We start from the raw sequence: 12,820 nt of genomic DNA on the forward strand, positions 1-12,820 counted from the left end.
ACCGACCGCTTGCAGATAGGCCATCGCCCCAGCATGCGCTGGTGACAGCAGTGTCGACGGCGGCGACCAGCCGGTTAGCGCCGGATCACCATTTTCCGCGCGCTGCTTCCAGTCATTCCAGCAATTGGCGTCGAACAGTTCATAGCTGAGAGAGAAGATGAGGTCATAACCCATCGCCTTGGCACGCTGGGCAAAATCCAGATGCCAAGCATTGCACGGCGAATTGAGCGCGCCGCCTGCAAGACTTACATAATGCCCGCCTGACAAAGGCTCGAGCCGGTAATAGTGGCTCATACCGACATAATGGTTGATCGTACCGCGATAGCCGAGCGCGCGGATTTGCCGCAGCAATCGCTCGGGCGTCTGGTTATAGGCATCGTCATAACCGGTCGCCATTTTGAGGTCATGTTCGGGAACCATCGCGTCGCCGGTGTCGAGCATCGCGCCTGCCCCGTCGCTCCGGATTCCGGACAGTTCGACCCAACCCTCTGCCGCCGCCGGTAAATCACCGCCGATCTCGCTATAGTTGGGCGGCACGATCGAGATGAACATGCGATCGATATCACCTGCAAACAGCGGATCGGCGTCCGCCGGAAGAGCAAAGCCGCCCTCTATGCTGCTGAAAGGCAGGGTGATGATCGCATCGGTCGGCGTTCCGACCGCATAGTTCCAGAGCCGCACAAACCAGCTTTTGGGAGAACCATTTGCATCGCGGCCTTCGATTGTAAGCGTCGGCCCATTAATCGCATCGAGCGGCATGACGCCTTCGCTGCGCCAGCGAAAGCGCAGGATGAGGTGGCGGTAATCGCGGTTGGTCTCATAGGCTAGTAGCGGATGATCCCACTTGTCTTCGCTTTCCCAGATAAGTCCGGCCAAATCGTTCCCACGATAGAAGACCGCATCGACGCGCAGCGCTTCCGCGCCTTGGGTGATTACGGACGCCATCATCGGTCGTGGAAAGTTGAGCGTCCAGAAACGCGGGTCGAAGCGCATTACCGGGCTGCTCTCCTGCCGCCTCCGTTTTTTGCAAAGCCAATAGGCCATGGTTCAAGCCTCGACTTCCGAAAGTGCCCGGCGCAGCGAGCGAACCTTCTGGCGACTAGATCGTTGCGGGGCATCGGGCGCGCTCCCCCGCCCTTTGCCCGAGGCATTGCCCGGCGGGTTCACATTACCCCCCCCACGAATTTGCCCCGCGGCGCCCCCCGCACGACCCGCCGATGTCGGTACGAACAGTTCAGGCCCGCGTTCACCCACCCGATAGGCCCGGCCCGGCGCAACCGGCCCGCCCGTTGCTCGCCCGGGCGCCCCGCTCAGCGCACTGACTAGGATCGAACCAAGTGACGCGAAAAGTCCGCCCTGCCCCTGCCCGCCGCCAGCACCGCCCAAGATCGAGTTCATGCCCGACCGGATGGCTGCAGAGGCAATTTCTGCTAGTGCCGAGAGCGCAATCCGACGCAGATCCTCAAACCCGAATTTTCCGGTCTGGATCGCGCGGGTCAGACTGCTCTCCAGCAAACGGCGGGTCCGTTCGATGCCGGCGGCAAAAGGGCCTTCCATCTCCGCACGCATCGATGCGACATCGCGAGCAAAGCCCTGTGTGTCAGCGCGAACGGAAACCACCAGCCGTTCTATTTCTTCATCCATTACTCACCTCCGGTCGGGGCATCTGGAAATTGCAACATCAATGCAGACAGCATCGAGCCGTCTGCAGCGTCTTCATCGGGTCGAGGCATGGCGTTCAGAATGGCAAGCAGTTCGGCAGGGGTCGAATTCCAATAATCGTCGGGCCGCCAGCCCAGCAGCAGAGCGGTCTGCCCGGCTAGTCTGCGGGCGACGTCGGAAAAGCTCATTGCCCGGACAAAATCTGCCCGAGCAGAATTTTCAGTACGGGCGTATTTTCTGCGATGCCCTGCTCTGCAACAGCCTCGGCAAATCCGTTCCGATCAAGTTTATCCTGGGCTTCAAACCGGCAATGCCAGAACAACGCAACCATTTCCGATAGCTTGAGTTGGCCCGATGCTGCCCGCTCGACCAGAGCAAATAAAGGCCCCAACTCCTCTTCTGCAGCAACCAATGCTGCAAAAGTCGGGCGCAGCAAAATTTTGTCATCGCCGAAGTGCAGCATGGCTTCACCGCGGACCGGATTTGCAGGCCTGCTCACAACGTCACCACCGCGCCTGAGCTTTCGAGCGCCAGCGTATAACTGCGCTCACCGTTGAAATCCCCGGCATAGTCGAGCCGCGCGACCAAGAATTTACCGCGCAGCCGTTCGCCACTTTCAAAACTCAATTCATAGTCATCGAGCACACCCGACAGGGCATTGGTCTTAATCCGCGTTTCGGCAACCGATCCTGTAAACACCCCGGCTCCTGAAACCGAAACCGACCGAACGCCCGCACCCGAGAGTAATTCACGCCATGCGCCCGAGTCCTTGTTGGTGATGACTACGGCATCGCCATTGATGCTGAGTTGCGTTGTGCGCAACCCGGCGACGGTTGCATAAACCGGCGGCAAACCGCCATCGCCAACCTTCAGCAAGAAGGCACTTCCCTTTTCTGCAGGCATCGATACTGTCTCCGTTTCAAGACGACTCAATCTGGGGAGAGGAGGTCGCCATGCTGGTTGGAATGCTGCTCGCGAGCAGCTTGATTGCTGCACCTGTTGGGGCGCAGCAAAATGCGAAAGCTGGGGACGCCTGTCCGTCAGCCGAAATCTTGATGGGCGCACACAAAACCGCGCCTACAGAGCCGCATCGCACGGCGCCCGAGGGCCTGTTGCCGACACCGCAACCTGAAAGCCGGGGACCGGCGGTGTTGCTGCCCGAATGCAAGGCAGAGCCGCCCAAACGCCGCAAGCGCAAGAGCGACTATCCAATGGTTTGACCCTCAGGCCGTCGAAAGCATCCTGATCCGGTAATCGACGACACCTGCCCAGGCGCCCGCCGCAGTGCGCGCCACAAACGAACGCAGAAAAACGATGCTCGCAATTCGCCAACCCGAAAGATCGCGGGGGAGCGCGGCGACGGCATCTTCAACATGGCTGATGAGCTGGTGCAACCGCGTTGCGCTCTCACCATCGTCCCACACAGTCAGACCCATGCGGATCTCCCGCCCGGTCGCGGTTTTGGTGCTCCAGTCGGCGCTCACCTCATCATTGATCGAAATATAGGGAAAGGCCGCGCGCGGCGGTGGGCCGTCGAATACACCGGTCAGCTCATCGGCCAGCACTGGGTGCGTTTCCACCGCGGTCACCAACGCGGATTGCAAGATCTCGATTGCGTCGCTCATCGTCCAAAATTCCTCAATTGGGCGTCATCAATCATGCGGTGTTTCAAGCCTCGCCCGGACAGGCGTACGCCGTCGTCAAGCGGTTCAATATCGACGCCTTCAGGGGTTTCGGCCTTCGCCAGCCGATGGATGACTCGCATCAACAGCCGGTCAGCCTGACGATCTGCGGCCTCCTGCAAACGCTCAAACATCAGCGTGCCTCCTCGCATGTCAGCACCATGCGCGCCGGATCGCGCGGATCGCTGACAATGTTGCGCACCCCCAGAAAGCGCCCACGCCAGACAAGGCGGGTGCGCAGATCGATGCCTTCGCGCTTGCGCATCGTCACCTGCCATCTTGGTATAGCAGATAGGCTATCGGCGGCGGTAAGGTCGGCAGGTATCAACGGCGACACTGCAACCCAGGCAGCTCCACCATAGGCATAACGCCCACTCGCGCCGCCCAACGCGTCGCGATTGCCGAGCCGATGCTCGATGGTAACACGCTCGCGCAAGGAGCCCAAAAACTCGCCACTCATGCGATCCGCCTCCGCCGCCAGGGACGAAGCAGCGCGGCAACGCCCTCGGGCGGGCCTATATCATCCGGATTGTCGCGATGCAGATGCAGGTGTGCTGCCAGCCGCAATATACCAAGCCGGATCGCCTCAGGCAGTTCGGCCCATGCCTGCGCCATTCCAGCTAGACAGGCGAGTTCAACGCGTCCCGCCGATCCCGGCTGCATTACGCGCAACCAGGCTTCACCATGGGCGTCAATCTCGATCTTGTAGGCATCGCTGGACAGCGCAAAAGGCATGCCCTCAACCGGGATACCTGTAACCGAGTTGACCAGCACGACAGGCAACACTGACAGGCGTTGCCAATGCATGCTTGCAGGGACCACCTCGCGCACATTCCTGCGCAAAAGCATCTGCCCCAAATAGGCCTCGACATGGCCAATCGCGCCGAGCAGGACAGTGCCCAGCGAAGCATCTTCTTCCTCGCTTTCAAAGCGCAAATAGGCGCGGGCCTCGTCCAGCATATCGCTGCCGAGCACCACCGCATCGCGGCTGATCATATTATTCTCCTTGGAAATTAGATCGCGCGGCGACCCATTGCGGTAAGACCGGCTTTCAAGGTGACGGCCGAGCCAGCGACTTCGCTGCGAAACTGCAGTTGAACGGTACCGCCAGTCGCGCCGATATCGACGCGGAACCATGCTTGAAATGGAATATTGGTGTTGGCCGCCCTGACACCGGTGGTTACGCCGGTGGTAGCGTTGTCGGCAATCTGCTCGGTGGCCAGCACGGCCGATGCGCTCGAGTTTATGATGGCCTGCCCGATGACCAAACCTGACGGGATATCGACAGCGAGCGCTGCGCCAGTGGTGGTCGCCGCAGACTGCAGCGCGCCATAGACTTTGATCAGGTAAGAGGTGTTTGCACTGGCAGCAAACGACAGTCCGGTCGCCGCCGCCAATGTGGTCGTGCTGTTGGCAACGTCGGCGGCAAGTTTCTGCCAGGTCCACGGATCACTGCCACCTCCACCCGCCTCGCTTTGCTTGGCAGCTGGTTCATGGGCATTGGTCGCGGTTCCGACCGTCAAGCGGGCTTCATCCGTGATCAGGTATACCTCGCCGGTGCGAAGCTGGCTCGATGAAGCCGCAGCATCAATCTGCGCGCGCGTCCCGCGCCTGTGCGCAAGGCCCGGCATCAGAAAGTTCCGCAGTCCACATCACCGACCGCGAGTGTTACAAAGGCATTGCCCGCATCCTTGCTCCAAGCCATTGACGCATTCATTCGAATAACCCCATCGGTTCCATTTGTTCCCCAAATATAACCGGATGTGCCACCCGACACGACTGCAGCCTTTTCGTCGAGGTCCGAAGACGGGATGTTCAATGCCGTCTTGAAGGCATTTACGGTAATCTTGCCCTCTTTCTGCCCCGCTGCCGAGGCATCATGGAGGATCAGGAAGTCCGCTGCACCATCGACTGCAGCGATGGTTCCGAGGTCATCAATTGCCGGAACGACAGGCAGTTTCGATGTCGCGCCGGTCGCCACATGCAGTGTACCGCGATCAGTCGTGAAATGCGCCTCGCCCGCGAGCATTGAAGCAGAGGGCAGGTTGGCTTTTAGGCCGCGTTTGAGTTGTAATCTGGGCATTTGATATCCCTTTAATGTTCAGAAGGATTTCACGCAGAGGCGCAAAGAACGCAGAGAAGGCTGATCAAAATCTCTGCGCCCTCTGCGCCTCTGCGTGAGCCAAAAACTTCAGTTGAAAGTGCCGCCGTCGATAATCTCCGCGACCGGCCCTTCCGGACCTTGGGGACCAGCAACGCCGGGCGGACCTATCAGCGTCGGCACCGGCGATGGCGGATTGGCCGCCACCAAAGCGGCAATCCCGCCATCCGGCCCACGCCAGCGCAGAACCAACGCAGGATCGGGCATCCGCCATTGCAGCAGCATCATGGCGTCACCGATGACGCGATGCGGATCGCAACCGGTTCGGTCACGATCACTCCGCCGGAAACCTCAAGTCGGGCATCCGCCAGATAGTTGCCAGCCACCAGAGCAGCGGATGCGGCTGCATTGATGGTCAACGTCCATCCGGGCGGAATGTCACCCTGCGCAGTTCGTTGGCTAACAGAAAAAGTGGCCGCAACCGGCGCGCCATCGGGCACGCCGGTGCGGCCGGGCGGGACAGCTTTCATCACCGCGTCGATAGCCGTAACGGACTGGGGATCACCCGTCACTGCATCGAGCGCGAGCAAAATCGTCTCGCCACGTTGGAAGGTGTATGGGGGCATTGGTTTCTTTCCGGCCACAAAGCCAATTGAAACCGTCACCCTGAACTTGTTTCAGGGTCCATTTCTCCGCACAGACCGACAGGTGAGGCCGATAGATGGATGCTGAAACAAGTTCAGCATGAAGTTTCAATGGTAAGGATTTTCAAACCTAGGAAGCCGAAATCTTCAGCAGCTTGATCGCCTCACTGTTCGAAACCGCCCCGCCAATCCGCTTCGTCGCGTAGAAATTGACGTAAGGCTTGTTCGAATAGGGATCGCGCAGGATGTTGGTCTCGCTGCGCTCCGCCACCAGATATCCCGCACGGAAATTGCCAAAGGCAATCGGCATGCTGTTCGCCGCAATGTCCGGCATATCCTCGCTTTCAACCACCGGATAGCCCAGCAGCGTATCGGGCTGGCCGGTGACGAGGCCGGGCGTCCAGACAAAGGCGCCGTCGCTGGTCTTGAATTTGCGGATCTTTGCCAGCGTTGCCGAATTCATCACCCACACAGCGCCCTGCCGATAAGGCGCACGCAACGCGTGGACGAGGTCGAGCAACTTGTCCTGCGGGTTGGTGGTCGGGAAGTCCGACGCCGCGCCCACCGGCACATATTGCAGCTGGCCAAAAGCACGCGTGGCATCTCCGGTCGCCGCGACTGTATAGGTCAGGAACCCTTTTGGTTTGTCAACACCGTCACCATTAACAAATGCGGTTCCTTCGGCTTTGGCAAATTGCGTAGCGATTTCGTCGGCCAGCCAGGCCTCGACATCGAACTGCGCATCGTCGAGCATCGCCTGAGTTGCTGCCGGATTGGCATAAAGCTCGCCAAAGCTGGGTACGATTTCGTTGAAGGTCGGGGTCGCGGTGGTCGGGCGGGCGGCGACTTCCGATGCCCAGCCGGAGGCAACGCCATTGGTCGTCACCAGCTTGCGATAGCCAGCGCTGCCTACCTGCACGACATTGGCAACCGCACGGATGGGGGAGATCGCTTTCAACGTCGCATCGATCACCGCGTCGATTTCCTTGGGCACCGCATAGCCGCCGTCGGCGGGCACATTGCCGGCAAAGCTTTTCAGTTCAACCTCGCGGCCCTTGCGCAAATAGCCTTCGACAAAGGCCGATCGCGCCGGATCGGTTACGTTACCAGCCGCTAGTTGCGGACGCACCACAGCGGCGGGGATCACCGCCGCCTCAAATGCCGCCTCCAACGGGTCGGCTTTCACTTCATAGTCCATAATCACTCCTTTTCTGGATGGACAGCCAGCACCCGCGCAAGCGGTTGCATGGGATGGTTGACGACACTGACTTCGATCAGGTCGAGGTCAGTTAGTTCACGATATGTTCCCTGTTTTTTTCCGCGCACACGATAGCCAAAGGATAGCCCCGCCCCGCTCGCCACCGGCGGCGCTTGCGGATCCATCTGCGCGATGACACGCAAGCCACGCGCATCTTCCTCGACGCGCTCGACAAAGCCGATGCGGCGGTCCTGGTCATGCTGCCACAACAGCGGCAATCCGGCCTTCGCCGCACGTGCAAAGGCACCCTTGCGGACGATATCGCCGCCTCGGTCGGGGTGGTCGAAAATAGCGGCATAGCCTGCGAAGCGCGTCATTTGATCACCAACCCGCCCAGCCCCAGTTTCACCGCAAGGCCAATCAGCAACACTGCTAAGGCGCCGCGCACCAGCCATTCCACCACCGCCTTGCGCGCCGACCTTTTGGCATCCCGCCAGGCGGAGAGCAGCTCGCGCAAATCGGCCATGTCCTTCGCCGCACTTTCATCGGCGAGCCCCAGATGCGCCAGCGCCCGCTGGGCACCAGCCTCCGAAGCCCGGGCGAGAAGCTCGCCGAGCTGTTTGTCTTCGATTGTCATTTTGGAGTCCTTGTTGCTGTCAGGGCAGCACTAGCTCCGTTCTCTTCGTCGCGATGCGACAGGTCATCAAGAGTGAGTTTGACAGCACCCGGACCTAAATCGGGATATATTACCGGCTTGCCGCCAAAGCGTTTTCGTATCGCTTGATCACACCCGTCTTCTTCATCATCGTCATCGTTCTGGTTCGGATCATATTGATCGTAAAATGTGAAACTTGCGTCGAAATTTCCGTCGGAAACTTCAAATTCGAGAACAGACCATTTTTTCTCGTCATCAGCGATTTCCCACAGATGCTGAACGAGTTCGAATATCTTTCTACTCGGAAAATGGTACAAAACTGATCGATCATCTTCGACAAAAATCGAGATCTCATAGCCCTCATCATCCACCTCCACATACAAGAACGTTCTGTTCGGTTGGAAACCAAGCAATTCGGATATTTCTTGACCGATAGCATTCAAGGTTTCACCCATCTGAACATCAGGATTCATTATTCTATCCTTCCGTTTTGTTCGGAATTGTTTTGGTACGAATTTTGCCGTCGATTTTGTAAAGCACTTCAAGGGAATCTGGGCGTTTGGAACTACCTGTATATTGAGGAGTGATTTCGACATATACGTCGCTGCCTCGCTTCTCCGCCCTTTTCCACTTGTTTTCTAATCTGCGATATCTTCCTAGGTTGATTTTTGCGTCTTGCGCAAAATGATTTTCCGGTATTTCGGGACCACCGAATTCTCGTGCAATGTAGTGTCCTCCATGATCAGATGGCTCTCTATCAGGCCTCCCCGCTTCACGTTGCAGTCGCTTTGATCGAGTTTGACCAGGTACGTGCCTAATTTTTCCATATATTTTGCCTGCACGTTCAAAACCATCAATGTCGAAGTTATAACCTCCTGCGCTTACCGTTTGAACAACCGTGAATGGCTTGACGGCTAAGGCGGCAGCTCCAGCAGTTGTCAGCGCCGTAGCGGCCACTGCCGTCGCGGCAGCGCCGGTGGCAACTATGCTATCTAGTTGTTCGTAGGCAGGGTTAGAGTTGGGCGGTGACCGGCCTCCTCCCGTCGTTGCAGGCGGCTTAGTCTCTGGCTGAACTTGGGGGTTTTGCCGAGGTCTTTGAAAAGTGGCTTTGCGAACTTTAGGTTTAGAAGTGGGCTTTGGCTGGATGGACGCTTGAATAGCAGTTGTCGCAGTTCGCTTTGGAATCGCCTCTGTTCTTTCTTTCGGTTTTGGCTTGCCCCAAGTGCCCGAGGCACCCCCGCCACCGAAACTGCCCCCGCCACCTTTGCCAAAATTCCGTCCCTGACCGGCGAAGGTGAATTTGCCATCCTCGGTGTCGTGCCAGGGATTGAATTTCAGCTCTAATATTCCCGTTTTGTTCTCTTCATCAGGCTGCGGAAGCACCGGCTTTTCCGGCACCGGGCCCAATCCCGCCACCACCCTTTTCTCCTCCGGCGTCAGGAAATCCGCGCCCGCCACCTGCGCCCACAGACGCTCGCGATCTTCGCTTAGCGCACTCACCTGATCGACGTCGACCGACAGCGCCAGATCGGCAAACCAGGGCCGCAGCCCTTCGGCCAGCGCGTCCAAAATCTTCCCCGCCAACGGCAGGATCGCCTGTCGCCACAGCGCCTTGTTTGCCTCGCGGTAATTGGCGTAGGTCGCATCACCCGGCAGGCCGAGCAGCATGGGCGGCACGCCAAAAGCGAGCGCAATCTCGCGCGCTGCCGCTGCCTTCAGCCCGGCAAAATCCATATCGGCAGGGGTCAGCGACAGCGTCTGCCATTTGAGCCCGCCTTCGAGCAGCATCGGCCGCCCGGCATTATCCTGCCCAGAAAAGCTGCGTTTCAACTCCTCCTGCAGCCGGTCAAACTGTTCACCCGACAGCGCCTCTGCTGCCTCGTGCACCAGCGCGCCGCTGGGCCGCGCCGCATTGTCAAGCAGCGCCTTGTTCCAGCGCGTCGAGGCATTGTGGATCGCGATCGCCCCAGATGCAGCACCCAGGCAGCCCAAGCCATAATGGTCATCGAGCGGGTGATGCGTGCGGATATGGATCACCTCGTTCGCCGCCAGCCGCGTTATCGCCTCCCCCGCTTTATAGCGGAATGCGGCGGGCCAGCCGCGCGCATCGGCCTCCACAGAAACCCGTTCGGGCCGCAGCGCATACAGCTCGCACACGCCGCCATCGGGCGTGGTGAGCAATTGCACATAGCCATTGCCATGAAGCAGCAATTGCGCCGCCAGCGTCTCGAGCAGCGACTGCCCGCCGCTGGTCGCCTTGACCAACGCCAGCGCCGCCTCATCCGAAGCAGAAAGCGGCACCGAAGCCACCCCCTCCGCCACCAGCCGCACCGCACGCTGCGCCACGACATTGTTGAGATAGCCCTCGCGCAGCTGCGCCTCATAGGATTTGGGCCACTCGCCAATCACCCCGCCCGCAAAGGCACGGGTGAGCGCAACATGCGTTTTGGCCGGACGCAGCATCCCGCGCCCGGCCGACTTCCAGCCGAAGAGTTTCATTTGGTTTTCCTTTTTTGATCCTCCCCAACGACTTGCGTTGGGGAGGTGGCAGTTGCACAGCAACTGACGGAGGGGATTTCTGCCTTGGCGGGGCGGACTGCGTCCGCTTCCCCTCCACCACCTTCGGTGGTCCCCCTCCCCATCGCACGTCGATGGGGAGGATTGGAGATCAAAGCACCCTAACGCGCGGCTCGTTCCCGCGCTTGCCCAGCATCAATTCGCTCATTGCCCAGACTAACGCGTCGGCGCGGTCGGGGGATCGGCCCGGCCCTTCATAGCCACCGCCCGAAATCAGGCCGCACAGTTCATCCTCCAGCTCGGGGAACGCCCCGATATGGAATGCCTTGCCTGCCTCATAGAGCGCCGCCACCGGCTCTGCTCGTGCGACCTTGCCGCGTGAGGCCGAGACCTTTTTCACCGGCATCGCCACATCGGCGGCCTGCAGCGTGCTGACCACCATGTCACCGCCATTATTTGCCTCTGCCACCACGCGATCTGCACCCCAGGCGATTGCGGCGGCGGAGACGGCGCGGGCCCAGCCTTCGGGCGATCGGCCTTTCACGCTATGGTCGGCGAGGACATAGGCCTTGCCATCGGCGCCCTTGCCTACCGCAATGATCCCGCAGGCGTCGCCGCCGGCCGAAGCGGGCGGGTCGACGCCAATGACGATACGGCGCATGTCGGGCACGCCCTTCACCCGGCACCGCTCGATCAAATCCCGCGTCCACAGCGCGTCCTCGGCATCTTCCAGAAATTCGCCGAGCAATTCCTGCCGCCCCAACCGCGCTTTGCCATAGGTTTCGGCCATCGCCTGCCGATAGCTTGTGGGCAGGTTGGCCCGGTTCGCCTCCATCGCGCCGCGGGTGATCGCAACGCCTTCTTCCTTCAACAATCGCCGCACCAGCGGCACGGCGCGCGGAGTGGTGGTGGCGACGATACGCGGATCCTCGCCCAGCCGCATCGTCATCATCAGATTATCCCATGCATCGGTGCCCTTTTCCCATTTGGCGACCTCATCCGCCCAAGCAAGATGATGTTCGGGGCCGCGCAGCGCCTCAGGCTCTGACGCGGCGAAGACATTGGCGATCGCACCGCTCGGCCACACCAGTCTTTTAAGCGATGGCTCCCATATCGGGCGCATCTCGTCAGGCGCGATGGCGAGCAAACCGCTTTCACCCTCAATCATGATGCTGCGCGCCTCGTGCAGTGTTGCAGCGACCAGCGCGATCCGCAACGAACCGTCGGCCTCGGCGCAACTGCGCACATATTCGGCAGCCATCCGCGTCTTGCCAAAGCCGCGCCCGGCCATCACGAACCAGGTGCGCCAATCACCCGATGGCGGATACTGGTCGGTGCGTGCCCAGAAGGGCCAATCATACTCGATCTGCCACAACGTTTCCGGCTTTTTCTCCTTCAACCAATTGACGTAATCCTCGCCTGAAAGTTGCGCGACCCGCTCCGCCTCACTCTGCGGCGCCGCGGTCATCGCCCATCCTTTTGCGCATGGCTGCAAAGCGGGCTTCCAGCCGCGTCTGCACCTCTTTCGGATCGCGTGAGCGTGACGGTGCAGGCTTGGCGGAGCCGCGAACAGTTGCCTTGTGCGCGGCGAGCAGCGCCATGCCAATCCGCGTCTTCATCTGCTTCTGCTTGAAGGTGCTGTCCTTCATATTGCTTGCCGGGGCCGACAGGGCTTCCGACAGCAGGTTCGCCTCCAGCCGCGCATATCCCTCACTCAGAGCCGCGAGCCACTTCGCGCAAAATGGCTCGGATTTCTTGCGCAGGTCGTAAACCGGCCGGGTCGTGACGCCTGCGACCTTGGCAGACGCGCTGACATTGGATGTCTGCGCAAGGTGCGCCAGGAATTTCTTTTGCGCGGCGGGGCCAAAGCCTTTGCCCGCAGCCTTCTTTCCAAACACCATCGCCAAATCCTTTCGCGCAACGAAAAGGCCGGAAGCAGTTTTCACCGCCCCGGCCCGAATCGCATTTTCCCAATATCGCAATATGTGCCGTATTGGCGTTACGATGTCAAGATATTTTTACCTATATGGTTATTTTATCCCAGACCAAGCATCTTGCGTTCGCGCGGTATCCAGGTTGCAAATCCCGGGCGCGCGTGGATGCCCGCCAGATATGCAGTCAGCTTTGGATATGCGGCGGGGTCAGGCACGATCCCGCAATGCGCGACATTCACAAAGGGGCTGGCAACCGCGATATCGGCGAGCGTCAGCCGGTCACCTACCAGAAAGCCGGACGCGGGAATGATGCCTTCCAGATAATCGTAAATCGGCACCATTTCGGCTTCACCCTGTTTGGCAGCCTCCTCATCCCCCGGCTTGCCCATGAATTTGGGCGAGACGACACGGTTGAAGAAAATCTTCC

General features: G+C 59.8%; 21 protein-coding genes and 2 pseudogenes. 1 reads left to right on the plus strand and 22 read right to left on the minus strand.

The genetic code is table 11. The features are described from left to right. The 5 genes and pseudogenes from Q0239_RS04310 to Q0239_RS04330 all read right to left on the minus strand — a co-directional run. A pseudogene (locus Q0239_RS04310) lies at positions 1-1,044 on the minus strand (TIGR02217 family protein); the annotation flags it as partial. A 3-nt stretch (positions 1,045-1,047) separates the two neighbouring features. Then, entirely contained in the window at positions 1,048-1,644 is a 597-nt protein-coding gene (locus tag Q0239_RS04315) for a tail tape measure protein (protein WP_298598963.1), read from the minus strand. Continuing rightward, complete coding sequence (locus tag Q0239_RS04320) at positions 1,644-1,850, minus strand: phage tail assembly chaperone (RefSeq protein WP_298598965.1); 207 nt, start codon at positions 1,848-1,850, stop codon at positions 1,644-1,646. The genes Q0239_RS04315 and Q0239_RS04320 overlap by 1 nt, the downstream gene beginning before the upstream one ends. Continuing rightward, positions 1,847-2,161 (minus strand): gene transfer agent family protein, encoded by a 315-nt coding sequence (locus tag Q0239_RS04325; RefSeq protein WP_298598968.1) that lies wholly within the window; start codon positions 2,159-2,161, stop codon positions 1,847-1,849. Before Q0239_RS04325 ends, Q0239_RS04320 begins: the two co-directional genes overlap by 4 nt. Further along, positions 2,158-2,565 carry a phage tail protein gene (locus Q0239_RS04330; protein ID WP_298598971.1) on the minus strand — a complete coding sequence of 136 codons (408 nt, stop codon included), beginning with the start codon at positions 2,563-2,565 and terminating at the stop codon, positions 2,158-2,160. The genes Q0239_RS04325 and Q0239_RS04330 overlap by 4 nt, the downstream gene beginning before the upstream one ends. Positions 2,566-2,615: 50 nt before the next feature. Here Q0239_RS04330 and Q0239_RS04335 point away from each other — a divergent pair, with 50 nt between their 5' ends. Next, positions 2,616-2,882, plus strand: coding sequence for a hypothetical protein (locus tag Q0239_RS04335; protein ID WP_298598974.1), 267 nt, complete (start codon positions 2,616-2,618; stop codon positions 2,880-2,882). 3 nt (positions 2,883-2,885) lie between these two features. Here Q0239_RS04335 and Q0239_RS04340 read toward each other — a convergent pair whose 3' ends face one another. The 17 genes and pseudogenes from Q0239_RS04340 to Q0239_RS04420 form a co-directional block, all read right to left on the minus strand. Then, entirely contained in the window at positions 2,886-3,287 is a 402-nt protein-coding gene (locus Q0239_RS04340) for a DUF3168 domain-containing protein (protein ID WP_298598978.1), read from the minus strand. Continuing rightward, positions 3,284-3,478, minus strand: a complete 195-nt coding sequence (locus tag Q0239_RS04345; protein ID WP_298598981.1) for a hypothetical protein — start codon at positions 3,476-3,478, stop codon at positions 3,284-3,286. Before Q0239_RS04345 ends, Q0239_RS04340 begins: the two co-directional genes overlap by 4 nt. After that, positions 3,478-3,804 (minus strand): head-tail adaptor protein, encoded by a 327-nt coding sequence (locus Q0239_RS04350; RefSeq protein WP_298598984.1) that lies wholly within the window; start codon positions 3,802-3,804, stop codon positions 3,478-3,480. Before Q0239_RS04350 ends, Q0239_RS04345 begins: the two co-directional genes overlap by 1 nt. Continuing rightward, positions 3,801-4,340: a hypothetical protein gene (locus Q0239_RS04355; RefSeq protein WP_298598987.1), complete on the minus strand. Its 540-nt coding sequence runs from the start codon at positions 4,338-4,340 to the stop codon at positions 3,801-3,803. The genes Q0239_RS04350 and Q0239_RS04355 overlap by 4 nt, the downstream gene beginning before the upstream one ends. A 17-nt stretch (positions 4,341-4,357) precedes the next feature. Further along, positions 4,358-4,975, minus strand: coding sequence for a hypothetical protein (locus Q0239_RS04360; protein ID WP_298598990.1), 618 nt, complete (start codon positions 4,973-4,975; stop codon positions 4,358-4,360). Beyond that, the gene (locus Q0239_RS04365; protein ID WP_298598993.1) at positions 4,975-5,427 is read right to left on the minus strand and encodes a hypothetical protein; all 453 of its coding nucleotides are present in this window, start codon (positions 5,425-5,427) and stop codon (positions 4,975-4,977) included. The genes Q0239_RS04360 and Q0239_RS04365 overlap by 1 nt, the downstream gene beginning before the upstream one ends. Positions 5,428-5,535: 108 nt before the next feature. Next, a complete protein-coding gene (locus Q0239_RS04370; protein ID WP_298598996.1) occupies positions 5,536-5,733 on the minus strand; it encodes a hypothetical protein in 198 nt (65 codons plus the stop codon). Beyond that, positions 5,730-6,071 (minus strand): hypothetical protein, encoded by a 342-nt coding sequence (locus Q0239_RS04375; protein WP_298598999.1) that lies wholly within the window; start codon positions 6,069-6,071, stop codon positions 5,730-5,732. Before Q0239_RS04375 ends, Q0239_RS04370 begins: the two co-directional genes overlap by 4 nt. Positions 6,072-6,219: 148 nt before the next feature. Beyond that, positions 6,220-7,287 (minus strand): phage major capsid protein, encoded by a 1,068-nt coding sequence (locus Q0239_RS04380; protein WP_298599002.1) that lies wholly within the window; start codon positions 7,285-7,287, stop codon positions 6,220-6,222. 2 nt (positions 7,288-7,289) lie between these two features. Continuing rightward, positions 7,290-7,664 (minus strand): HK97 family phage prohead protease, encoded by a 375-nt coding sequence (locus tag Q0239_RS04385; RefSeq protein WP_298599005.1) that lies wholly within the window; start codon positions 7,662-7,664, stop codon positions 7,290-7,292. After that, positions 7,661-7,924, minus strand: a complete 264-nt coding sequence (locus Q0239_RS04390; RefSeq protein WP_298599007.1) for a DUF6127 family protein — start codon at positions 7,922-7,924, stop codon at positions 7,661-7,663. The genes Q0239_RS04385 and Q0239_RS04390 overlap by 4 nt, the downstream gene beginning before the upstream one ends. Then, a complete protein-coding gene (locus Q0239_RS04395) occupies positions 7,921-8,415 on the minus strand; it encodes a hypothetical protein (protein WP_298599010.1) in 495 nt (164 codons plus the stop codon). Before Q0239_RS04395 ends, Q0239_RS04390 begins: the two co-directional genes overlap by 4 nt. A 4-nt stretch (positions 8,416-8,419) precedes the next feature. Beyond that, a complete protein-coding gene (locus Q0239_RS04400; RefSeq protein WP_298599020.1) occupies positions 8,420-9,361 on the minus strand; it encodes a DNA/RNA non-specific endonuclease in 942 nt (313 codons plus the stop codon). Continuing rightward, positions 9,347-10,441: pseudogene (locus Q0239_RS04405) on the minus strand (phage portal protein); the annotation flags it as partial. The gene Q0239_RS04400 and the pseudogene Q0239_RS04405, both read right to left, overlap by 15 nt. Positions 10,442-10,610: 169 nt before the next feature. Then, on the minus strand, positions 10,611-11,927 hold the full coding sequence (locus Q0239_RS04410) for a terminase family protein (protein ID WP_298599013.1): 1,317 nt from the start codon (positions 11,925-11,927) through the stop codon (positions 10,611-10,613). After that, positions 11,905-12,405 carry a hypothetical protein gene (locus Q0239_RS04415; RefSeq protein ID WP_298599016.1) on the minus strand — a complete coding sequence of 167 codons (501 nt, stop codon included), beginning with the start codon at positions 12,403-12,405 and terminating at the stop codon, positions 11,905-11,907. Before Q0239_RS04415 ends, Q0239_RS04410 begins: the two co-directional genes overlap by 23 nt. Before the next feature lie 89 nt (positions 12,406-12,494). After that, positions 12,495-12,820, minus strand: a 326-nt coding sequence (locus tag Q0239_RS04420; protein WP_298599017.1) for a glutathione S-transferase family protein, incomplete at its 5' end; no start/stop codon positions are given.

Source organism: uncultured Sphingorhabdus sp., assembly GCF_937872355.1.
Classification (GTDB): Bacteria; Pseudomonadota; Alphaproteobacteria; order Sphingomonadales; family Sphingomonadaceae; genus Sphingorhabdus_B.